The sequence below is a fragment of the Shewanella sp. SM74 genome (assembly GCF_025653725.1).
In the GTDB taxonomy this organism is placed as follows: Bacteria; Pseudomonadota; Gammaproteobacteria; order Enterobacterales; family Shewanellaceae; genus Shewanella; species Shewanella oncorhynchi.
On sequence record NZ_JAKKRZ010000001.1, the window covers coordinates 193,296 to 214,998 of the forward strand.

20 protein-coding genes are annotated in these 21,703 nt (G+C 47.3%); 9 read left to right on the forward strand and 11 right to left on the reverse strand.

What is annotated here, in order from left to right; translation table 11 throughout:
* Positions 1 to 208: 208 nt before the first annotated feature.
* From pheS to lpxM, 4 genes are all read left to right on the forward strand, one after another.
* The gene (gene pheS / locus L5M49_RS00895) at positions 209 to 1,192 is read left to right on the forward strand and encodes a phenylalanine--tRNA ligase subunit alpha (RefSeq protein WP_006081368.1); all 984 of its coding nucleotides are present in this window, start codon (positions 209 to 211) and stop codon (positions 1,190 to 1,192) included.
* A 15-nt stretch (positions 1,193 to 1,207) separates the two neighbouring features.
* Positions 1,208 to 3,595: a phenylalanine--tRNA ligase subunit beta gene (gene pheT, locus L5M49_RS00900; RefSeq protein WP_263265268.1), complete on the forward strand. Its 2,388-nt coding sequence runs from the start codon at positions 1,208 to 1,210 to the stop codon at positions 3,593 to 3,595.
* A gap of 3 nt (positions 3,596 to 3,598) precedes the next feature.
* A complete protein-coding gene (ihfA, locus tag L5M49_RS00905) occupies positions 3,599 to 3,895 on the forward strand; it encodes an integration host factor subunit alpha (protein WP_006081370.1) in 297 nt (98 codons plus the stop codon).
* Positions 3,896 to 3,999: 104 nt separating this feature from the next.
* Positions 4,000 to 4,938, forward strand: a complete 939-nt coding sequence (lpxM, locus tag L5M49_RS00910) for a lauroyl-Kdo(2)-lipid IV(A) myristoyltransferase (protein WP_263265269.1) — start codon at positions 4,000 to 4,002, stop codon at positions 4,936 to 4,938.
* A gap of 153 nt (positions 4,939 to 5,091) precedes the next feature.
* Here the strand turns inward: lpxM and hypA are convergent, their stop codons facing one another.
* From hypA to hyaA, 11 genes are all read right to left on the reverse strand, one after another.
* A complete protein-coding gene (gene hypA, locus L5M49_RS00915; RefSeq protein ID WP_168824038.1) occupies positions 5,092 to 5,445 on the reverse strand; it encodes a hydrogenase maturation nickel metallochaperone HypA in 354 nt (117 codons plus the stop codon).
* Positions 5,445 to 6,461, reverse strand: a complete 1,017-nt coding sequence (hypE, locus tag L5M49_RS00920; protein ID WP_263265270.1) for a hydrogenase expression/formation protein HypE — start codon at positions 6,459 to 6,461, stop codon at positions 5,445 to 5,447. Before hypE ends, hypA begins: the two co-directional genes overlap by 1 nt.
* Positions 6,454 to 7,593: a hydrogenase formation protein HypD gene (gene hypD, locus L5M49_RS00925; protein WP_131525472.1), complete on the reverse strand. Its 1,140-nt coding sequence runs from the start codon at positions 7,591 to 7,593 to the stop codon at positions 6,454 to 6,456. Before hypD ends, hypE begins: the two co-directional genes overlap by 8 nt.
* Before the next feature lie 62 nt (positions 7,594 to 7,655).
* Positions 7,656 to 7,901 (reverse strand): HypC/HybG/HupF family hydrogenase formation chaperone, encoded by a 246-nt coding sequence (locus L5M49_RS00930; RefSeq protein WP_028760183.1) that lies wholly within the window; start codon positions 7,899 to 7,901, stop codon positions 7,656 to 7,658.
* On the reverse strand, positions 7,901 to 8,692 hold the full coding sequence (gene hypB / locus L5M49_RS00935; RefSeq protein ID WP_263265271.1) for a hydrogenase nickel incorporation protein HypB: 792 nt from the start codon (positions 8,690 to 8,692) through the stop codon (positions 7,901 to 7,903). Before hypB ends, L5M49_RS00930 begins: the two co-directional genes overlap by 1 nt.
* A gap of 187 nt (positions 8,693 to 8,879) precedes the next feature.
* On the reverse strand, positions 8,880 to 11,399 hold the full coding sequence (gene hypF / locus L5M49_RS00940) for a carbamoyltransferase HypF (RefSeq protein ID WP_411569093.1): 2,520 nt from the start codon (positions 11,397 to 11,399) through the stop codon (positions 8,880 to 8,882).
* Positions 11,392 to 13,308, reverse strand: a complete 1,917-nt coding sequence (locus L5M49_RS00945) for a NiFe hydrogenase (RefSeq protein WP_263265272.1) — start codon at positions 13,306 to 13,308, stop codon at positions 11,392 to 11,394. The genes hypF and L5M49_RS00945 overlap by 8 nt, the downstream gene beginning before the upstream one ends.
* A 3-nt stretch (positions 13,309 to 13,311) precedes the next feature.
* Positions 13,312 to 13,869 (reverse strand): HyaD/HybD family hydrogenase maturation endopeptidase, encoded by a 558-nt coding sequence (locus L5M49_RS00950; RefSeq protein WP_028760179.1) that lies wholly within the window; start codon positions 13,867 to 13,869, stop codon positions 13,312 to 13,314.
* A 7-nt stretch (positions 13,870 to 13,876) separates the two neighbouring features.
* Positions 13,877 to 14,551 carry a Ni/Fe-hydrogenase, b-type cytochrome subunit gene (cybH, locus tag L5M49_RS00955; RefSeq protein WP_028760178.1) on the reverse strand — a complete coding sequence of 225 codons (675 nt, stop codon included), beginning with the start codon at positions 14,549 to 14,551 and terminating at the stop codon, positions 13,877 to 13,879.
* A gap of 19 nt (positions 14,552 to 14,570) precedes the next feature.
* Positions 14,571 to 16,274: a nickel-dependent hydrogenase large subunit gene (hyaB, locus tag L5M49_RS00960; protein ID WP_263265273.1), complete on the reverse strand. Its 1,704-nt coding sequence runs from the start codon at positions 16,272 to 16,274 to the stop codon at positions 14,571 to 14,573.
* Positions 16,275 to 16,277: 3 nt separating this feature from the next.
* Positions 16,278 to 17,414 carry a nickel-dependent hydrogenase small subunit gene (gene hyaA / locus L5M49_RS00965; protein WP_028760176.1) on the reverse strand — a complete coding sequence of 379 codons (1,137 nt, stop codon included), beginning with the start codon at positions 17,412 to 17,414 and terminating at the stop codon, positions 16,278 to 16,280.
* Between the two features lie 384 nt (positions 17,415 to 17,798).
* On the opposite strand from hyaA, the gene L5M49_RS00970 reads away from it, so the two are divergent.
* The 5 genes from L5M49_RS00970 (at position 17,799) to L5M49_RS00990 (ending at position 21,691) form a co-directional block, all read left to right on the forward strand.
* Positions 17,799 to 18,266 (forward strand): TlpA disulfide reductase family protein, encoded by a 468-nt coding sequence (locus L5M49_RS00970; protein ID WP_263265274.1) that lies wholly within the window; start codon positions 17,799 to 17,801, stop codon positions 18,264 to 18,266.
* Between the two features lie 3 nt (positions 18,267 to 18,269).
* Positions 18,270 to 18,488 carry a DUF4266 domain-containing protein gene (locus L5M49_RS00975; protein ID WP_028760174.1) on the forward strand — a complete coding sequence of 73 codons (219 nt, stop codon included), beginning with the start codon at positions 18,270 to 18,272 and terminating at the stop codon, positions 18,486 to 18,488.
* 164 nt (positions 18,489 to 18,652) lie between these two features.
* Positions 18,653 to 19,972 (forward strand): DUF3570 domain-containing protein, encoded by a 1,320-nt coding sequence (locus tag L5M49_RS00980; protein WP_263265275.1) that lies wholly within the window; start codon positions 18,653 to 18,655, stop codon positions 19,970 to 19,972.
* Positions 19,973 to 20,102: 130 nt separating this feature from the next.
* Complete coding sequence (locus L5M49_RS00985; protein WP_263265276.1) at positions 20,103 to 21,011, forward strand: FAD:protein FMN transferase; 909 nt, start codon at positions 20,103 to 20,105, stop codon at positions 21,009 to 21,011.
* 20 nt (positions 21,012 to 21,031) lie between these two features.
* Entirely contained in the window at positions 21,032 to 21,691 is a 660-nt protein-coding gene (locus L5M49_RS00990) for a response regulator transcription factor (RefSeq protein WP_028760171.1), read from the forward strand.
* Positions 21,692 to 21,703 lie beyond the last annotated feature (12 nt).

Here is a 21,703-nt window from a genome sequence, read left to right on the forward strand (position 1 = left end):
TGGGGTAACACATGAATTTGCATGATAAAAACCCCCAATAAGCCCTAGTAATATGCCGCTCGCTCGCGTAAAATTTCTATCCTTTTATTTCGTTATAGCTAGCAAAGCGTCTGGCATTAACGCCCGATAACCTGAGCACCCAAATAGCCTGAAAGTTTGGCGCCCATAGCACTTGTTTATCAAGCGCGACTATGCAGTGGAAGAGAAAATGCAGCAGTTAACTGAGATCGTAGAACAAGCCTTAGTCATTATTGACCAGGCCAGTGATCTAAAAGCACTGGATGATATCCGTGTCGATTACCTTGGTAAGAAGGGTAAGATCACCGACATGATGAAAATGATGGGTAGCTTAAGCCCTGAAGAAAAGCCAGCCTTTGGCCAAGCGGTCAATGATGCTAAACAGGCTATTCAACAAAAATTAACTGAGCGCATCGATGGTCTGAAGAGTTCGGAATTGGAAGCCAAATTAATCGCTGAAAAGATTGATGTGACTTTGCCAGGCCGCACCCAAGAGATCGGTGGCTTACATCCTGTGACTCGAACCATTGAGCGCATCGAAACCTTTTTCGGGGAATTAGGGTTCTCGGTAAAGCAGGGGCCTGAAATTGAAGATGATTTCCACAATTTCGACGCACTGAATATCTCTGAGCACCATCCTGCGCGTGCTGATCATGATACCTTTTATTTCAATCCTAAACTGATGCTGCGTACCCAAACTTCGGGCGTGCAAATTCGTACTATGGAAACTGAAAAGCCACCATTACGCATTATTTCTCCGGGCCGTGTTTATCGTAACGATTACGACCAAACTCACACGCCTATGTTCCACCAAGTGGAAGGGTTGTTGGTTGATGAGCATGTGAACTTTGCCGAATTGAAAGGCATTTTGCATGACTTCCTGCGTAACTTCTTCGAAGAAGATCTGCAAGTGCGTTTCCGTCCATCTTACTTCCCATTCACTGAACCTTCAGCGGAAGTGGACGTGATGGGCAAAAATGGTAAATGGCTAGAAGTGCTTGGCTGCGGTATGGTACATCCGAATGTGCTGCGCAGCGTTGGCATAGATCCAGAAAAATACTCTGGTTTTGCTTTTGGTATGGGTGTCGAGCGCTTAACTATGTTGCGTTACGGCGTAAACGATTTACGTGCGTTTTTCGAAAACGACCTACGTTTCCTGAAGCAATTTAAATAACGGAGCTGTAATAGCATGAAATTTAGCGAATCTTGGCTTCGTGAATGGGTAAACCCTTCAGTCAGCCGTGAAGCATTATCTCACCAGATCACTATGGCCGGTCTCGAAGTCGATGACGTTGAAGCCGTGGCTGCCGATTTTAGCGGTGTCGTGATTGGTGAAGTTGTGGAGTGTGGTCAGCATCCCGATGCCGATAAACTGCGCGTGACCAAAATCAACGTTGGTGGTAGCGAACTTATCGATATCGTCTGCGGTGCACCAAACTGCCGTCAGGGTCTTAAAGTGGCCGTGGCTATGGTTGGCGCCGTATTACCTGGCGATTTCAAAATCAAGAAAGCCAAGCTGCGTGGCATGCCATCAGAAGGTATGTTGTGTTCATACAGCGAGCTTGGCATCAACGTCGAAAGCGATGGCATTATCGAATTGCCATTGGACGCGCCACTTGGCACTGACATCCGCGATTATCTGCAACTTAATGATGCCGTTATCGATGTAGATTTAACGGCTAACCGTGCCGATTGCTTAGGCATGGCAGGTCTTGCCCGTGAAGTGGGCGTGTTAAACCGCCAAACAGTGGTTGAGCCACAGTGGCAAGCCGTCACGGCAACGACAGATGCAAAGGTCACGATTAACGTTAACGCGCCTGCTGCGTGTCCACGTTACTTAGGCCGTGTGGTTAAAAACGTCAATGTGAAAGCGCCTACGCCATTATGGATGCAGGAAAAACTGCGCCGGAGCGGTATTCGCTCTATCGATCCTATCGTAGACATCACTAACTTTGTGTTGATTGAATTCGGTCAACCTATGCACGCTTTCGATCTGGCCAAATTAACGGGCGATATCCAAGTGCGTTTAGGCACTGGCGAAGAGAAAATCACCCTGCTTGATGGCAGCGAAGTGACGATTCCCAGCGATACCTTAGTGATCGCCGATGATGCGCGTCCATTAGCCCTTGCAGGCGTGTTTGGCGGTGAATATTCAGGCGTGAGCGACACGACCCAAGACATACTGCTTGAATGTGCGTTCTTCGCGCCGCTTGCCATTATGGGTAAGTCACGTCGTTTAGGTTTGCATACAGATTCATCACACCGCTTTGAGCGTGGTGTTGACCCTGAGATGCAACACACGGTTATCGACCGTGCGACCCGTTTAGTGCTGGATATCTGTGGCGGTGAAGCTGGCCCTGTAGTTGAGGCTAAATCAGAGGCTGATTTACCCAAACCTGCACAAATCGTTTTACGTCGCAGCAAGTTAGATCGAATTTTAGGTCACCATGTACCTGATAGCGATGTCGTTGAAATCCTACAACGTTTAGGTTTTAGCGTCGTTGTTAGCCAAGATAGTTGGCAGGTCACTACCGCGACTTATCGTTTTGATATGGCGATTGAAGAAGATTTGATCGAAGAAGTGGCCCGTATTTACGGTTATAACAATATCCCGAATACGGCGCCTGTTGCCGCGCTGCGTATGTCAGATCATAAAGAATCTGACTTAAGCCTAAAACGCGTGCGTGCCTTATTGGTCGCTCGTGGTTTCCAAGAAGCGGTAACCTACAGCTTTGTCGATCCAAAACTGCAAAATCTGGTTCATCCTGGTTTAGACGCTATGGTGTTACCAAACCCAATTTCCAGTGAAATGTCGGCCATGCGCCTGTCAATGTTCACCGGTTTATTGGCCGCCGTTGGCTACAACCAAAGTCGTCAACAGAGTCGCGTGAGACTTTTTGAAACTGGCCTGCGCTTTGTTCCTGATATCAATGCAGAATCCGGTGTAAGACAGCAAGCAATGCTCGCTTGTGTCATTACTGGGCTCCAAAATGATGAACATTGGGCTATGGAATCGAAAACTGTTGATTTTTTCGACCTTAAAGGTGATTTAGAAGCAATTATCGGCTTGACAGTTTCCGCATCAGAATTTAGCTTTAGAGGAGCGACGCATTCTGCTCTCCATCCGGGGCAATGTGCTGAAATATTGAGAAATGATCGAGTGATCGGTCATATAGGTGCAATCCATCCTAGTTTGGAGAAGCCTTTTGGACTCAATGGTAAAACCATCGTTTTTGAGTTGGAATTGGATGCTTTATTGCATACCAGTTTGCCGCTAGCCCAAGCTGTATCTAAGTTTCCAGCTAATCGTCGTGACATCGCAGTCGTAGTAGATGAGAGTGTATCTGCAGGTGATGTAATGAAATTGATAAGAAAAGTTGGCGAAAATCAGTTGGTTGGCATAAACTTGTTCGATGTATACTTAGGTAAAGGTGTTGAACCTGGCAAGAAGAGCCTGGCGATAGCACTTACATTACAAGACACTACTCGTACGCTTGAGGAAAAAGAGATTGCTGAGACCGTTGGTTCAGTCGTTTCTGCCCTTAAGTCCGAGTTCAACGCATCGTTGAGGGATTAAAGTATGGCACTTACCAAAGCCGAAATGGCAGAACATCTTTTTGAAACACTCGGAATGAACAAACGTGTCGCCAAAGAGATGGTTGAGTCGTTCTTTGAAGAGATTCGGGGCGCACTTGAAAGTGGTGAGCAGGTCAAGTTATCTGGCTTTGGCAACTTTGACCTTAGGGACAAGAATCAAAGACCGGGAAGGAACCCAAAAACAGGCGAAGATATCCCAATTTCTGCTCGTCGTGTCGTGACTTTCCGTCCCGGCCAAAAGCTGAAAACTCGTGTAGAAGCAGCAAACACGGGGAAGTAATTTCGTTTGTTTGATGGGAAAGCCACTCCTTAGAGAGTGGCTTTCCTGTTTATTTTTTCATGCAATATCTCCATTGTTTTTATCCACTGTCTGAGGTGAATTCTTTGTCAAGACAGCCCAAACATTTTGACCGTCGTTTTAAACTCGCCTTATTACACCCTAGATACTGGGCCACTTGGTTAGTGATTGGTCTATTAGTGATTTTTGGACTCATGCCCGCATGGCTGCGTGATCCTATTGCAAAATTATTGGCAAAAATAGTGATGCCAATTGCCAAAAAGCCCATTAGCGTTGCGAGAGCCAACTTAAGAGCGTGCTTTCCTGAGCAATCCACCGCCGAGATTGAAGTGTTAATCCGTGAGAATGTGCAAAACTTCGTTTTGGTGTTGTTAGCACAGGGCGAATTGCTGGTGCGCTCAAAAGCGCATTTACGTCGTCGAGTCAATTTAATCGGCTTTGAGCATGTGACTAAAGCGCAGGCTGCTGGGCAACCGATCATTTTTATCATGCCCCATGTGTGGCCAATCGATTATGCTGGTTTACGCCTTAACCTTGAGTTGCCTATGGTGACTATGGCCAAAGCCCATAAAAACGGGTTATTCAATTGGTTTAGTAATCGTGTACGCAGCAGTTGTGGTGGCCATGTGTATATGCGCGAGGCGGGCATTCGGGCGTTATTGGCTGAGCTTAAGCGCGGTAACAGTTTCTTTTATCTTCCCGATGAAGACTTAGGTCCTGAACAAAGCGTGTTTGCGCCTTTTTTAGGCACCGTGAAGGCAACGCTACCTGTTGTTGGGCGTTTAGCGCAGGCGGGTAATGCCCAAGTGCTGCCAGTAAAGATTGGCTACAACCAAGCGACACGCCAATTTGATCTCACTGTGATGACGGCCGTTGCGCCCGAAGACATGGTCGGCAAAGAAAACGAAGCGTTGGCACTGAACAAAGTGGTCGAGCAAGTTATCTTAGCTTACCCAGAGCAGTATATGTGGTTCCTGCGGTTGCTCAAGACGCGCCCAGAGGGTGAAGTTTCTATTTACAACTGATGTAGCGTGACTGAAATAGTGTGGTTTAAAATGGCTTTGAGCGCTGATTGCTCGAAGCCATTTTTGTGTTGAAGAGCGTTCTTTATTGAGCACTCTTTATTTATAGAGCGTTTTATCAATAGCGCTGTCGTTAACCATGCGTATCGTGGATGATTAATCCTCGTTCTGTTCCATCTCAAGTTGCATCAGTAACATATCTTCGCCATCGAGTACGCGAGTACGAAAGCTTTGACACGCAGGGCAGACGACCGTGCGCTCACTCAGTACGGATTCAGTCTGGCAGTCTTGGCAAAGTATCACTAGCGGCTGAATTTGCATATTGAGTAGGGCTTCTTTGCAAATCCCATCGAGCTTAAACGTATCGAAGGCCGTTTGTAGCAGGCTAGGTTCAACCCCGCTCATGACTCCCAGTTTGATATCCACTCGGGTGATTTTATCGGCATGATTGGCCTGCGCGTGCTGTTCGCATTGCTCAATCAGGGCACTCACTATCGAATATTCGTGCATCAGCAAATCCTTGGCAGCAGTTCACCTTGGGGAAGATCGAGATAACGTTTAGTATTCCAAGGCGTTCTTAGCACGACTTTCCCCACTAAATCATCACTCACAGTGCCGATTATCGCTGCATGCTCACAGCGCCCAAAGCGTTGCATGATCTCGAGCGCACCTAAGGCGATGTCGTTGGGAACGGCGAGGATGAAAGTGCCTTCGTTGGCAAGATCCATGGCTTCGAAACCATAGAGTTCGCACAGACCTTTGACTTCATCGCTGACGGGAATACTGGCTTCATTCACTGTGATGCCAACATTGGAGGCGACAGCCCATTCGTTCAGCACTGCCGATAAGCCGCCGCGAGTCGCATCGCGCATCGCATGAATGGGAATATTGGCGGCAATCAATTGCTCGACTATGGGCCAGAGCGTCGCGCAGTCACTTTGCAATGCAGATTCGAGCGTGAGTCCTTCACGCGCCATTAAAATCGCTGCACCGTGGCAGCCAATATCACGGGAGACAATAATGGCATCGCCCACGGTGACATTCGCCGAGGAAATATTGTGACGCAAGATGCGACCAATGCCTGAGGTATTAATAAATAAACCATCGGCGCACCCCTTGGGTACGACTTTAGTGTCGCCGCAGACTATCCGTGCACCACTGTGTTTTAATTCTTTCGCCATACTGCGGACAATCGTAGTTAAATCCTTGATATAAAAGCCTTCTTCGATGATCACACTACAACTCAAATACTGAGGTTCTGCGCCCATCATAGCGAGATCGTTGACTGTGCCTGCGATGGCAAGCTTTCCGATATCACCACCGGCAAAAAATAAAGGGGATACGGTGAAAGAGTCTGTGGTAAAGGCGTTGGCACCGTGCAAATCGAGTTTGGCAGCGTCTTCTTCGCTGCGAAGGATTGGATTATCAAACTCGGCAAAAAACAGATCACGGATCAGTTTATTCATTTCTTTGCCGCCACCGCCGTGGCTGAGTTGAATGGATTTATCTTTAAGCGTATCAGCCATGATGTGGCTCCTTGATATCGATACCTTGATAGCGGTAATAGGCATTACAGGCACCTTCGGAGCTGACCATGCAACTGCCTAAGGGCGTTTCGGGATTGCAGCCGCGGCCAAACACTTTACAGTCCTTTGGTTTAGCAAGCCCACGAAGAATATCACCACACTGGCAGGCTTTATGATCGTCAATTTCCTTCACAGGTAGGCGGTCTTTAAAGCGCAGTTCGGCGTCTCTGTGGGCATATTCGGGTTTAAGCTGCAGCGCTGAATTGGGGATTGGGCCTAGTCCACGCCAGCGAAATTGCGGTCTGACATTGAAGAATTGATTTACTTTGGCCTGCGCCGTGAGGTTGCCGTCCTCCGATACTGCGCGGCTGTATTGGATATCGAGCTCAGCTTTGCCCGCGGCTTTTTGGCGCACAATCCGTAAAATCGACTCCATCACATCGACGGGCTCAAATCCTGCGACAACCACGGGTGTGCCATAGTTTTCGACTGTGCTGCGATAGATTTTGGCGCCGCTGATCACGCTCACATGGGCTGGGCCGATAAAGGCGTTGACTCTCGCTTTTGGGTCGTGCATCACGGCATCAATTGCGGGTGGCACTAATACATGATTGATATGAAATAGTAGATTTTCGAGTTTTTCTTGTTCGGCCAGTTGTAACAAAATTGCTGTCATTGGGGTTGAGGTTTCAAAACCAATGGCGAAGAACACTACGGTTTTATCGGGATTGTCGCGGGCAATTTTGAGCGTATCTAAGGGATCGTAAATTGGGCGAATATCGCAGCCCTTGGCCCTAAAACTGGCTAAAGAGCCTTGAGAACCGGGCACGCGGATCATATCGCCCAGCGTCACAAGAATAACATTTTCTTGGGAGGCAAGCGCCGCGGCTTGGTCAATGCGCTCTTTAGGCATAATGCACACTGGGCAGCCAGGACCATGGATAAATTCAATATTATCCGGCAGTAAATCTAGCAAGCCGTATTTCATAATCGTATGAGTATGGCCACCACAGACTTCCATGATATTGATTTGTTGCTTAACCAATTTAGCAGTTAACTGAATATCCCGTGCTAAATTGGCAATCGTTTGGGGATCGCGAAAGCCTTGATAGAGGTGTTTTAGTTCAAGCATGCTTTTTCCTCGGTGCACTCGATAGGGGTGCACCTTGCGACTTAATCCTGCACTGCTGATGGTCAGTGTATGGCTTCATTTTCAAGCTTAGTGACGATTTCTTTGTATAGATCAATGCTTTGCTGCGCATCTTCCTTATCGATTTTATTCATTACAAAGCCAATGTGGATAAGTACATAGTCGCCAATCTCCAGTGGCTCATTCATTAAATGACTGCTGACATCGCGGCGCACGCCTAAGGTGTCGACGGTGACGCTCTGGCGCTCAATATCGACCGCCACCACTTGGGAAGGTATGGACAAGCACATTATTGTGCACCTCGAATGTTGTCTTTAAGCCAAGCGGCTACAGCCTGCATGGAGTCGCCGTCTTTAATTGAGACTTCAATAATTTGAGTTGCTGGATTGAGTTTTTTAAGCTGCGCTCTGGCTTCGTCTAGCTTGAAATCAAAATAGGGCAGTAGATCGCACTTAGTGATAAAAACTACATCGGCGCGGCGGAACATCACAGGATATTTTTCAATCTTATCATCACCTTCTGGCACTGATAGCAGCACGATATTTTTGTGAGTGCCCACATCATAACTGGCTGGGCAGACGAGATTACCGACGTTTTCGACAAAGCAAATATCGAGTCCTTCAAGCGGCAGATGATGTAGGGCACCGTGCACCATAAAGGCGTCGAGGTGACAGGCGCTGCCCGTTTGAATTTGATAGGCCTTAATGCCTTTAGCGATGAGGCGGTCGGCATCGCGGGAGGTTTCTAAGTCGCCCTCGATCACTGCATAGTTGAGCTGCGTGTATTCTTTGAGATTTTCTAATAGGGTGGTTTTGCCACTGCCCGGGCTACTCATGATGTTGAAGGCAGTAATATTATGTGCCTCAAAGTGGGCGCGGTTATGTCCAGCTTCGACATCATTTTTATCTAAAATTTTGTGGATGACTGACAAGGTTTTTTTATCGTTTAACTGAGGATTTGTGTGTAACTCTTGATGGCTATGCTCATGAGTATGTGAATGGTCATGATTATGCTCATGGCTATGGGCATGCGCGCCTAGATGGTCGTGGCGGGTAAGGGAGCAGCCGCAGTCTTTACACATTTTACCTCTCCTTGTATCGGCAGAGTACGAGGACTTTGCCTGACAAATAATGATTGATGTACGAATCGTTAATTTGGTTACGCTAATGTTGAGTGTGATACAAATTGCGCTACGGATCTTTGATGTTCGTCAGGTTTATGGGGATAAAAATGGCGAGCGAACATCATGGCTTATCAAATAAGTAAGGTTATTGACTCTGATGAATGCCATACCAAAGTTGGCCTAGGGCGATGCCGCCATCATTTATGGGTATCTGTTTACTGGATAACACTTTATTTCCTTGGGCGCTGAGTTTGCTCAGGCAGTATTCCAATAGATATTTATTTTGAAATACGCCACCGCAGAGCACGGTTGGGAGGTGTTGATACTGGGCAGCATAATCACAAATAGCATCACCTAAGGTGTGTAAAAAGGCGCGGGCGATGGCATAGCATCTATTGTCTGTTAGCGGTTGTGCTGTAATCAATTCAACAATTTGCTTGAACATCTCACTGCTGCGCCACTGGTCGATGTCAAGAGGTAAGTTAAGCGAAATGACTTCAAGGGCTAATGTATCGGCGCGATTGGCCGCGGCTTCTATTGCCATGCCCGCTTGGCCTTCAAACAGTGTTGTTTCGATTAAGCCTAAGGCGCAGGCGAGGGCATCGAACAGTCGCCCGACAGAGGAGGTTTTTATCGCGCTGCCGTTCTGCCAGATCTTATGTAAGTTAGTCAGAGTGTTTGGGCGCATGTTGTTTAATATAGGTAATTGCAATGCGAGCACAGCATCGAGGCTCATTTGCTCGAACAATAATGCCAGTAACAACCTCACGGGTTGCTTAATGGCTTGCTCGCTGCCTAGCAGGGCTATAGGCTCAAAGTGCACCAGTCGCTGCGCTTTATCGAGCGTAGTTAATAGCACTTCACCGCCCCATAAACTGCCATCGTCGCCAAGCCCAGTACCGTCAAAACTAAAGCCCAATACGGGATCTCGATATTGGTTAACTGCCATTACGCTGAGCACATGGGCATGGTGGTGTTGCACCGATAAACATTGATTTTGACGGGTATCGCTGAGTTTTACACTCGAGTTTGAGTGCATTTCAGCCCAGCGTGAAGGGGCATAATCTGGGTGTTTATCGCAAATAATAAGATTTGGCGTAAAGTGATACAACCGAGCAAAAGTGGCTAAGGTGCGCTCAAAATACTGCTCGGCGCTGACACTGAACAGGTCGCCAATATGGGGACTTAAAAACACATTATTGCCAAAGCCTAAGGCGATGGCATTTTTTTGCTGTGCGCCCACGGCCAAAATCGATGGGGTCAGCGGTATCTCTAAGGGGAAACTTAACGGTGCATAGCCGCGGGCGAGGCGCAATACTTGCACCTCTGCGGAGGAATCAAGTTGCGGCTGGATCACTTGCACCACACTATCATCACAGCCATTAATAATCGGCCGATTATGATCGACTATCGCATCCACCACATGGCTTAAGTGGCTAATAAGCTCATCACAATCTGTGATGATAGGCTCACCTGACACATTAGCGCTGGTCGCAACCAATGGCCCTTTGAAGAGACCTAACAATAAATGATGCAGTGGTGTGTAGGGCAAAAATACCCCGAGTTTATTCAGATTGGGGGCGACCGCTGGGCTTAGATCATGTTCGGCTCGGCTGCTCATCAGCACTATGGGCCGCTCCTGCGAACTCAGTACTTGCCACTCAGCATCCGTACCTGTGACATAGTGCTGCGCCATCTGGATATCAGCCATCATCACCGCTAGCGGCTTGGCTTGGCGCTGTTTTCGCAGCCTAAGAGTGTTGACGGCATTGTCACTTCGGGCATCACAGATTAAGTGAAATCCACCCAATCCTTTAATTGCCAGAATTTGTCCTTGGTGTAACCTGTCAGCCGCCGCTTTTAGTACCGCCAAATCCGTATTCAATTCAGGTGTGCTGAAATTTGAGGTATTGGGAATGATGTATTCCCCTAGGGGTGTTTTTAAACTGAGTATGGGGCCACAAACTGGGCAACTGACAGGCTGGGCATGATAGCGGCGGTCGAGTGGGTTTTGATATGCTTTGGCGCACTCGGGGCACATGTCAAAATCGGCCATGGCAGTGTTGTGTCTATCATAGGGTAAGGCATTGATAATTGTATATCTTGGGCCACAATTTGTGCAGTTGGTAAAGGCATAGCCAAAGTGGCGATCATCAGGATTATGCATGTCGTTCAAGCAATCTTGGCAGGTACTTTTATCCGCCGATACTGCCACCTGCGCACCTATTGATGAACTTGGATCATCGTCCTCATGGCTGTCGCTTTTTATAATTTCAAATGTGGTTTCGCTTAGCAAAATCGGCAGCGGTGTTTGGGTGATATTGTCGATACGGGCCAGTGGCGGCGGGGTGGTATTGAGCGTTGTGATAAATTGCGTGAGGTTTTCTTCCGTGCCTTGCAGCTCAATGGTCACGCCCTTGGCATTGTTGAGCACTGTGCCCGTCAGTTGAAATTCAAGGGCATAACGATAGACAAAGGGGCGAAATCCCACCCCTTGCACTATGCCAGTGACGTGTAGCTGACAACGCTTTAGCGCGGCGCCCTTGTGGACAAGGTATTCCAATGCCAGCCTGCGCTTTATCTGCAGATCACTGTGCTTTTTGTGGCGACTATTATGTCTATGTGGCTGCATGCGTTGTGACTTAACTTTTGGCCTCCTAATCATGGGCATTGAGTTGGCGCTGCTTAACGTAAAGTGCGCCAACGGCTAAGTTATCGCCGTCTAAATCTAGACTACGATTGACCACTAAGGGGAAGTTCTTGCCTAAGCGTAAACTGATGCGTTTACACAGGGTTTCATTCGTTAACTCATTACCCGCTAAGGCAACATTGTGTACGCCGATATTTAAATCGATATGTTCTAACCAGTTAGAAAGATAATCTGCCAGCGAGTCTTGCATCGCAAAGGCGAGTTGACTCGGATCGTTATTCCCTGCGATACGAAAACTCAAGACTGTGCCTAAGGTTTTACACCAATTCAGGCTGCGGTGGGCTTCACCTTTGGTCAGGGGATAATCGATACGCGGAGCATTGGCGCCGTGGTAACACATGGCGGCGGCCATCAGTGCATCGCTGAGTCTTGCTTGGCTTTGAGTCTCTTCTTGTGTATTAAGGCCAATTAATATGGCAGCAATCGTCCACAGGCTTTGTAAGTTGTCCCGTCTGCCGTGAAGCTTTAGGCTTAAAAGTTTTAGGTAATCTTCGGGGAACAGGCTCTTAAATTTTTGCGCTACGGCTTTTTGGGGACTGCTGTCCAGTTGATGGAAGATTTCGTAACCGTTATCGGGCAGCTCGGGCAGGGCGAAGAAAAGTTCAGTGTCGCCCTTATTATCACAGGTGACAATTTGACTCGTATGGGTATGGCTTAAGTAAATGACCGCGGCATTTTTTGCCTGTTTATGACTGGTAAACTTACCGTTGAGCAGCGCACTGAATAGCGCTGCGTCTGCAAGGGTGTGATTTTCTGTGTTGACTGTATTTTGATTATTATCGCTTAGCATACTGGTGCAATGAATATCACTGTCTTCACTTGACGGTACTTGAGTTAATACTGCCACACTCAGTTCGCCTTGGTGCGATCGTGAACGTTTCGGCGCCTGCCATTGGGCTTGATAACCGTGAAGACTGACTTTTTCCCTTAAGGGTTCTGGAGCGATAAAGTGCTTGGTTTGAACCTGTGTTGAGCTTAAATCGTGACTGGCGATTTGTGCCCAAGCACCATCGACCCAAGCTAGCTTTGGCCTATTATGCGGCCCTTTAATGTAAACCCAATCGACCCCTTTTTGTCGTAATACTTCCCCGAGCACTAAGATCACTCGGCTGTAGGCAAAGCAAATGTCGTACAGTGGCGCACTGAGTTTGTCGTGTTCTTGCGTGGGTCTCGCGCAGATAAGTGGCTTTTCAATACTCGAAAGCGCGAGCACCTGCGCATCGTTCAGACAAAAATGGGCGTTCAGCGTATTGGGATTACAAATTAACAGTTGTGGCCGCTCGCTTAAGGGCTGCTCAAACGGTGTCAGGCTGATTTGCAGATTATCGGCGGCCGCTAATGTCAGTGGGCCTTGTGTCAGCAGTCCCTGTGCCATGGCTTTAATATCTGACAAGGTTAACGCTTTTTGTGCGGACGTTAATTGTGTTTCGCCCTTGCAGCAAGGGCAAATTAAATCGAGTGTGCCAAACTTAGCCGACTGATTATCGCCAATCAACGGATAACAATGCTGGCAAAAAGGCACTATGGCAGGGCTTGATCCAGACTGTGGAAAGGGCAGTAAGGTTTTACTGCCTTTGGGCTCGTCGATGACTTTAATACTAGAGTCAATCAACCAAGCGGAAATCAAAAAGTCCGCGGCAATGGCATCGGCCAATTGTTCTAGTTGGTTTTGCTCGCCCTGAGCTTCAATAAAATAGCTTTGAGGGCCAAAGTCATGTTGGCCAGCACTATATTGACCTGAGCTATGTTGACCATCACAGCCTATGCTGATATTTAGCTCATCGTAATTTAGATATTGATTACATAAATGCGCATACAAAGGCACCTGACGTGAGCAGGTAAAATCAAATCTGATGTTTTTCATCTTCTATATACTTTCACCAGTAGTAACGCCACGTTTATAAGAGTCAGGGATCAGCGAGTCGATACTATGCTCGGCAACACGCGTCGCAGTGAACCCAAGGGAGGCTAAGTGGGATAACAAGCTTGATTCCATTAACGGTACCGCGGCGGCGACTTTAGGGGTCAAGCCTAGCACCATAGGTTCGAGCACGGTTGGGGTGACGCCAAGCACGAAGGTTTTAGGCCTGTCGCCAACCATTTCCATCATATTGAGGGTTTGCAGCATTTCGACTTCATGGGCGCTGCCTTGCCAGTCGATTTCCTTCGGCGCTTTATCAAAATCGAAGAAATAGACTTCGCCCGCTTCTACGCCATTGGCATTAACTGTATCGACCACGATTAAATAATCGTATTGGCAAATAATAGGGATAAGTCCCTGAGCCAAGGTGCCGCCGTCGAGCAGCTTTAGCTGGTGGGACTCATGGGTAAACTGATAATTATCAGCTATATAATTGACAAAATGTACGCCGATGCCTTCATCGGCGTACAGGACATTGCCAATACCGAGTAGCAATATCTTCATTGGACTCCTAGTGGTGTGAGTCTGGCTTTGGGTAGTCATAGCCAGAGACAATCGAGTCAACTGAGTTATGTTTGAAGCGTATCCCTGACCAAACCGCCATATAGACGTGGATAACCACAAAGATAACAAATGCCCAAGTGAGGTAGTGATGCCAAATCCTAACTTGTGCTAGTCCACCCATTTGTGCCGTGATCCAAGCGGCGCTGCCCCAAAGCATGCCACCTAAACCTTGGTGATACACATTGGCATACAACACCAGACCCGTTATACATATCACAAGAGCGACCAGTGAGATTGCTACATAAGTCACAAATTGCAGCGGTCCATAGACACCGGCTTTATGTAAGTGCCCCATCCATAAGTAAGATTTCAGCTGAGTGATCCAGCTTTTTACGCTCATGACATCGCGAAATGAGCGCCGCTCAATGTCGCTTCGGCTAAAAAAATACAGGTAGAAGCGCACTAAAGTGATTGCGGTTAGTACAAAACCGCAAATCAGATGAGCGAAGCGGATCCAGCCTTGTACGAGTACGTCCGTACTTTCAGGCGCCACAAGAAACGGCCAAGCAATATAGAATCCGGTGATCACTAGCACCAGAATTGATAGTGCCCTGAGCCAGTGAAAAATCCGTATTGCCGGACTAAAAATCAGTGTCCGAATGCGGGTTGCAGAATGGTTCATTTTGCGTTCCCTCCCTCGATTATTGACCATTGGGACTGACACGGAACTCGCTCAATGCTTGGCCTTTGAAATCCATCACGTGTACAGAACACGCCATGCAAGGGTCAAATGAGTGAATAATACGTATCACCTCAAGGGGCTTAGTAGGATCTTCCAGTTTCAAGCCAATTAAAGAGGCTTCATAGGGACCCATTTTACCGTTGGCATCCACAGGACCTGCGTTCCAGGTCGTCGGTACCACGGCTTGATAGTTCTCAATCACTCCATTTTTAATGCGGATCCAGTGGCTTAACATGCCGCGTGGCGCCTCGATCATGGCGTGACCTACATACTCTTTATTTGGATCAATATTAGGTTTTACATAGGTAGATTCATCGGACTGGATATTCGTCAGCAGCGCATCAAAGGTTTTTAACCCTTCTTGGGCGACGATGACTGTCTGTAACATACGGGCTGCAGTGCGACCTAAAGTGGTAAATAGAGCCGCTACGGGTAGACCTGTGCGAGCGAGCAGGCCATTGACCGAATCCACGACCACCTTGTTACCGCGGGCATAACTCACCAATAGGCAGGCGAGTGGACCCACTTCGACAGGTTCACCTTGATAACGGGGAGATTTCACCCATGAGTATTTGCCATCACCATCCAGTGTTGGCAATTTGCCGTAGACAGTGTCGCGTTCAACAAAACCAGTGTAATTAGGAATCGTTGTACCGTCATAGGGATGTTGCGGTGCATCGGCGCTATACCAAGCGTGGCTGACGTCTTCGGCAATCAGATCTGGATTCACATCACTGACGCCGGCAAGGTCGCCATTCATGATCACGCCTTGATTAAACATGTATTCGCCATTGGCTAACACAAAGTCATCGGTCGCCATGAAGTTTTTCACGTTTACGCCGCCCAACACGCTAGGTTCAGTACCAAAGGCTTCGGCCGCCATCACGATATCTGCTTGATAGGCACGCAGAATAAAGTCAGTCACGGTCGCATGTTTTTGCTTCCATTCCTGCAGGCGAGCAGGGCTGAGCATGTCGCGCACCGAAGTCACACCACCGACAACAACGGATTGTGGATGTGGTGATTTACCACCAAAAATGGCCAGCATTTCTGCCGCAACACGTTGTACTTCAAGCGCTTTAAGGTAGTGAGATAGCGCGATAAGGTTTTGCTCTGGGGTAAATTTATAGGTGCCGTTGCCCCAATAAGCGTTGGCAAATGGACCTAATTTTCCCGTTTCGACAAAGCCTTTGACTCTTTCTTGCACGGCTCTTAAATCACCTTCACCCGCCGCTATGGGATGGTCTGTGTATTTCAGGGCAACTTGTGCCGCTTTAGCAGGATCGGCGCTCAGTGCAGAAACCACATCAACCCAATCTAAGCCGTGTAGATGGTAGAAATGCACAATATGGTCATGCATGTATAAAGAGGTTTGCATTAATGAACGTAAGTATCTTGCGTTCAATGGAATTTGAATTCCTAACGCATTTTCAACCGCTTCAGTACCGCAGCGGTAGTGGGAATAGGTACATACGCCACAGATACGTTGCACAATAAGGCCAACATCCATAGGCGTGCGGCCTTTGAGAATGACTTCAATACCGCGCCAAAGTGTGGAGGATGACCAAGCCTTGTTGATGACGTTATTTTCATCAACTTCGACTTCGATACGTAAGTGACCCTCGATACGTGTGATAGGGTCGATAACAACGCGCTTGCTCATGGGTTATTCCTCCAGCGGTTTGGCAAAAATACTGGCAACGGCATGGGCTCCAATGCCCACCACAGTCGCGCCTAAAATCACCGCACCAATAGTATCTGCGGTCGCATCCAATCCATGGAGGAGTTGACGGCCAAGGGGTTTTTCAAAGTCAGCCATATCGTCCCAGAAGTTAGGTTCTGAGCAACCCATACAACCGTGTCCAGCGAGTACTGGCCAGCTAGTGTGATGGTTAAAGCGCTCGGTTGGGCAGTTGTTGTAGGTGTAAGGGCCTTTACAACCGACTTTATAAAGGCAGTAGCCTTCTTTCGCACCGTGATCGCCAAATTCTTCAACGAATTCACCAGCATCGAAGCGGCCGCGGCGTTCACAGTTATCGTGTACCCGTGCGCCGTAAGCCCATTTAGGTCTATTAAACATATCCAGCGCAGGTAATTTTCCGAACATGATGAAGTACATCAAAGTGCCGACTATGTTCTTTTCACTCGGTGGGCAACCGCCTAAGTTAATCACGGGTTTACTGACCACTTCATGCACGCCTTTTGCCCCCGTTGGGTTTGGATAAGCGGCTTGCACCCCACCAAACGCCGCACAAGTGCCAACAGAGATAATCGCGGCGGCGCCTTCTGCAGCATGCTTGATGATTTCTAACCCTGTGTGGCCTTTACAACCCACAGTTAAGAAACTGCCGTTATTTGCAGTCGGAATCGCCCCTTCAACGGCCAGTAAATAGCGGCCCTTGTAGGTTTCGAGTGCATGTTCGAGGTTTTCTTCGGCTTGCCAACCCGCTGCAGCCATTAAGGTTTCGTGATATTCCAAGGAAATATGATCGAAAATCAGTGAGTCTAGATTGGGGGTATCGGTACGAATTAAAGATTCGGAGCAGCCAGTACATTCGGCCATATGTAACCAGATTAAGGGTACACGATCGGCTAATTCGGCAGCTTCGGCCACTAAGTTACTAAAGGGGAGGGGTAATGCGAGCATGCTCGTCACCATGGCACTCCACTTCATAAAATCACGGCGACTAATGCCGTGCTGTTGCATTTTTTCAATCAGCGATTGTTGTTGACGGGGAGCGAATTGGCGTAACGCATCTAAGCGCGCCTTTCCCTGTTCATATAGGGCTGCATGTGTGTCCATGGGTCAACCTTTTTTGTTATTTAAATGTAAATTGGTAAGGGTTTACATAATTGACAGTGTCAGTTTAGGCCGTTGGAGTGTAAAGATTATTGATGTATATCAAGAATTTTTAAGAGATGTGACCGAACTGATTTTGACATTTAATTAACATGACACAGATCTAATTTCACTTTTTCTAATGGGACAAAATGTCTCACATTTGCCATTTCGGATGAAATCGGTCACTTAATCAGCACTCATGTGATTAAGGTAATGCTGATAACTATGGTTCATTCGCGTGGTGAGTCTGGGCGAGCAGGTTAATTACACTTATATAAGCTTGTTTAAGAAAACCTTAAGATTCAGTTAATAGATTCAAACGTAATCGTTAACGCGGAATATGCTATGAAGAAAATATTATTGTTACTCAGTTTATTGACCGCAGGCGTACAAGCCGCGCCATCGCTGGACTATCAAGTGTTTAACGCGCAAAACCAAGCCGTTTCCCTGAGTGAGTTTAAAGGCAAAGTCGTCTATGTCGATTTTTGGGCATCCTGGTGTGGCCCTTGCCGTAAATCGTTTCCTTGGATGAATGAAATACAAAAAAAGTATCAAGATCAGGGATTAGCTGTCGTGGCAATCAACCTAGATACAGATAACGAGTTAGCCCAGGAATTCTTAAAACAAGTCCCAGCCAATTTTTCAGTGCGTTTTAACCCCGAAGGTGATGTCGCTCGCAGTTTCGATTTGCTGGGCATGCCGAGCAGTTTTATGTTCAATCGTCAAGGTCAGTTAGTACAGCATCATGTTGGCTTTTATGCCGATAAAACCGCTGAATACGAGCAAGAGCTCGTCAATTTACTGAAGGAGTAATTTATGCTTAAACCCGCATTAGTCGCAGTAACGCTCATCATAGGTTTGAGTGGATGTTCAAGTTTAGGAGTGCAGCCGTGGGAGAAAGGCCAGTTGGCCCGCAGCGATATGGCGCTCGACAGTGAAAAGCTCGATCTTGCACTCGATGATCATATTTATTTTAGTAAAGAAGGCAGTAGCGGCGGTCGTGCATTTGCCGGTGGTGGATGTGGCTGTAACTAAACTCTCCGTTGGTGTTATTTGCCCTTAGATGTAACGAATAAATGTAACGCACAGATGTAATGAACAGACGTACTAAAACAAATGTGACGAGCAGATGTTCTAAAATCTGGGGCGAAATCCCGCGGTATTGAATAGATTGAAGTGACCTACAGGTGTTGTCAGCTATGACCCAAAAAAAGAACCAAATAAATACAAGACAATCGAAGCAGATAGCGGGTGCTCTCGCATTAGCCAGTTGTGGACTGTTTGCAACAAGTGGCCATGCGACTGAATTATCTAAAAAAGCTGACGACTGGAAGATTGATGCTGCGTTAATGTATTACGGTGAGCAAGATAGAGTACAAGCCATCGAAGCCATAGGCACAGCGCAAAAAGCCTTTGGCGATGACAGTGTGCTGGATCTCAAACTCGTGGTTGACAGTCTAACGGGTCCTTCAGCATCGGGCGCTGTGGCCCAAAGTACCAGCCAAACGTTTACTCGACCATCTGGTAATGGTCAATATCATGTTTCAGCGGGGGAAACGCCGTTAGATGACACCTTTCACGATACTCGCGTACAAGCCAATGTCGGTTGGAGTGAAGTGCTAACACCTGATTGGAAACTCAATGTTGGCGCATATGGCTCGAAAGAGTTTGATTATATGTCAATGGGCATCAATGCCGGAATTGAGCGAGGGTTTAATAAAGACAACACCACTTTATTTTTAGGTACGGCTTATAGTTTCGATGTGGTTGACCCCGTTGGCGGTCGTCCGGTGGATTTATCTTCGATGGTCATTCGCGATAACTTCACCAGTGAGGAAGCTTATCGCAGCGCATTCGATGCGACCCGTCAAGGTGGCAGTGATAATAAGCAGACCGCGGATGTGATGTTAGGTATCACCCAAGTGCTTAGTCAGCGCTGGTTGTTGCAGGCCAATTACGGCTTGTCGAGTGTGAATGGCTATTTAACGGATCCCTACAAGATGCTCAGTGTGGTGGATAACAACGGCATTACTCAGGATTTATTGTATGAGAGCCGCCCCGATTCGCGCTTGAAGCACAGTTTTTACGTGATGACCAAAGGCGCATTAGATGCGGGTGTGGTGGATTTTTCCTATCGTTATAATACCGATGACTGGGACCTCACATCGCATACCTTAGAAACCCATTATCGGTATTACTTTACCGGCAATTTCTATGGTCAATTACATCTGCGCTATTACCAACAAACTGCGGCTAACTTCTATCAACCTTTCTTGATGGCTGATACGCCACTGCCAGAGTTTGCCAGTGCCGATTATCGTATCGGTGATATGTCGGCTTATACGATTGGGGTTAAATTTGGCCATAGATTATCGGGCGGTCATGAAATGTCGTATCGCTTAGAGTATTACCAACAGGATCCGAAAAATAACGGCGCTACGATTCCTGGAGAGCTGCAAAACTTCGATCTATTTCCGACTCAGAAGGCAATTACAGCACAGTTTAGTTATTCTTTTTAATACGAAATAATGCTACTGGCTCAGATAGCAAGGCGTTAAACTGTATGGGTAGCTTAGCTACCCATACTCAATTTACCCCTGAACTTATTCAATCGCAATCCCAGTGGGATGCCATGTGAAGAGGTGATTTATGATGTCGACATCGTCCCTAAAGACCGCACCTTATTCGTTGCAGCGCCGTGATTGGGGTTATGTGGGTGAATTTAGAGCCATGGCGAGTCCCTGTGAAATACTCATTGGGTGCGATCAACTTGATATTGCAGACGATATGTTGGACATGGTAGTCACTGAGGCGCTGCGTATCGAACATAAGTACAGTCGCTTTATCGCGCAGAATTGTCTGTGGCAATTAAACCATGCCAATGGTCATAAGCAGCTTATCGATGAAGAAACCTGGCAGTTATTAGCTTTTGCTAAACAATGTTTTCAGCTCAGTGATGGACTCTTTGATATTTCTGCTGGGCCGTTAATGGAACTGTGGCGCTTTGATCCCAAAGCCCAATTGCCCGAACATGACCGCATACTTGCCGCGAAAGCCTTAGTGGGGTTTGAGCGTATCGAGTTTGATTCGCGCCATATTGAGATGCCAACAGGAATGAAATTGGATTTTGGTGGTATCGCAAAAGAATATGCGGTCGACAGAGTCGCCTATGAGTTAGCCGAATGTTATCCAGACATTCCAGTGTTAGTGAATTTTGGCGGTGATATCGCTTGTCCCGTGTCCAAAGTGACGCCATGGCAAGTGGGAATTGAAGACCCACGACACCTCGATCATGCTGCGAGTGTACTAGCGATTAGTCAGGGTGCATTAGCGACCAGTGGCGATACGCGGCGATTTTTTGAAGTCGATGGAAAGCGTTACGGCCATATTGTCGACCCACGCACTGGCTATCCCGTTATCCATGCGCCGCGCTCTGTGACTGTGTTAGGGCCAAACTGCGTGACTGCAGGTATGCTCGCCACTATGGCTATGCTGCAGGGGCGAGACGCGGAAGATTTTTTACAGCAACAAGATGTTAAGTTCAGTATTTTCCGTTAGGGCTCTGTTAAGGACATTGAATGCGTATTATGTTGGTTGAAGACAATGAGTTATTAGCCCAAGGGATTTGCTTGAGTTTGGCAAAGCTGGGTATGCAAGTTGATCACCTTAATAGTTATCAGCAAGCCTTGCTGGGGGTTAAAAATGAAAGCTTCAGTGCCATAGTGCTCGATCTGGGATTGCCTGACGGTAATGGTAAAGAGTTACTTAAAGCTTGGCGCCAGCAGGGAGTGTCAATTCCCACAATAGTTTTGACCGCGAATACGGATTTTGACACTAAGCTCGAATGTTTAGACATGGGCGCCGATGATTATCTCGGTAAACCTTTTGATGTGCGTGAACTAGCCGCGCGCATTCGTGCTATCGTCAGGCGTCAGTATGGGCTCGATCACAACAGTTTGATTATTGGTGCGCTTTGCATTGATTTAAATACCCGTGAAGTGACCTTTCGCGATCAAAATGTGCTGCTTTCACGGCGTGAATTTCAATTACTGCTCGAACTCGCTCAGTCGGCAGGGCGTGTATTGACCCGCAGCCAGTTAGAACAGTTAACCTATGGCTGGGATGAAGTCGGCAGTAATTCAATAGAAGTGCATATCCACCATCTGCGCAAAAAACTTGCCAATGAATTAATCAAAACCGTGCGTGGAATAGGCTATACCTTGATTGAAATAAATTAATTTGAAGAGTTA

Coding starts and splice junctions, on each gene's coding strand:
- hypB (WP_263265271.1), bottom strand. CDS start 8,692: ATGTGTAAAGACTGCGGCTGCTCCCTTACCCGCCACGACCATCTAGGC.
- hypE (WP_263265270.1), bottom strand. CDS start 6,461: ATGGCTGATACGCTTAAAGATAAATCCATTCAACTCAGCCACGGCGGT.
- hypD (WP_131525472.1), bottom strand. CDS start 7,593: ATGCTTGAACTAAAACACCTCTATCAAGGCTTTCGCGATCCCCAAACG.
- L5M49_RS00980 (WP_263265275.1), top strand. CDS start 18,653: ATGACCCAAAAAAAGAACCAAATAAATACAAGACAATCGAAGCAGATA.
- L5M49_RS00985 (WP_263265276.1), top strand. CDS start 20,103: ATGATGTCGACATCGTCCCTAAAGACCGCACCTTATTCGTTGCAGCGC.
- L5M49_RS00945 (WP_263265272.1), bottom strand. CDS start 13,308: ATGAAAAACATCAGATTTGATTTTACCTGCTCACGTCAGGTGCCTTTG.
- pheS (WP_006081368.1), top strand. CDS start 209: ATGCAGCAGTTAACTGAGATCGTAGAACAAGCCTTAGTCATTATTGAC.
- ihfA (WP_006081370.1), top strand. CDS start 3,599: ATGGCACTTACCAAAGCCGAAATGGCAGAACATCTTTTTGAAACACTC.
- hypF (WP_411569093.1), bottom strand. CDS start 11,399: ATGATTAGGAGGCCAAAAGTTAAGTCACAACGCATGCAGCCACATAGA.
- L5M49_RS00930 (WP_028760183.1), bottom strand. CDS start 7,901: ATGTGCTTGTCCATACCTTCCCAAGTGGTGGCGGTCGATATTGAGCGC.
- L5M49_RS00950 (WP_028760179.1), bottom strand. CDS start 13,869: ATGAAGATATTGCTACTCGGTATTGGCAATGTCCTGTACGCCGATGAA.
- L5M49_RS00970 (WP_263265274.1), top strand. CDS start 17,799: ATGAAGAAAATATTATTGTTACTCAGTTTATTGACCGCAGGCGTACAA.
- L5M49_RS00990 (WP_028760171.1), top strand. CDS start 21,032: ATGCGTATTATGTTGGTTGAAGACAATGAGTTATTAGCCCAAGGGATT.
- hyaA (WP_028760176.1), bottom strand. CDS start 17,414: ATGGACACACATGCAGCCCTATATGAACAGGGAAAGGCGCGCTTAGAT.
- hypA (WP_168824038.1), bottom strand. CDS start 5,445: ATGCACGAATATTCGATAGTGAGTGCCCTGATTGAGCAATGCGAACAG.
- hyaB (WP_263265273.1), bottom strand. CDS start 16,274: ATGAGCAAGCGCGTTGTTATCGACCCTATCACACGTATCGAGGGTCAC.
- L5M49_RS00975 (WP_028760174.1), top strand. CDS start 18,270: ATGCTTAAACCCGCATTAGTCGCAGTAACGCTCATCATAGGTTTGAGT.
- pheT (WP_263265268.1), top strand. CDS start 1,208: ATGAAATTTAGCGAATCTTGGCTTCGTGAATGGGTAAACCCTTCAGTC.
- cybH (WP_028760178.1), bottom strand. CDS start 14,551: ATGAACCATTCTGCAACCCGCATTCGGACACTGATTTTTAGTCCGGCA.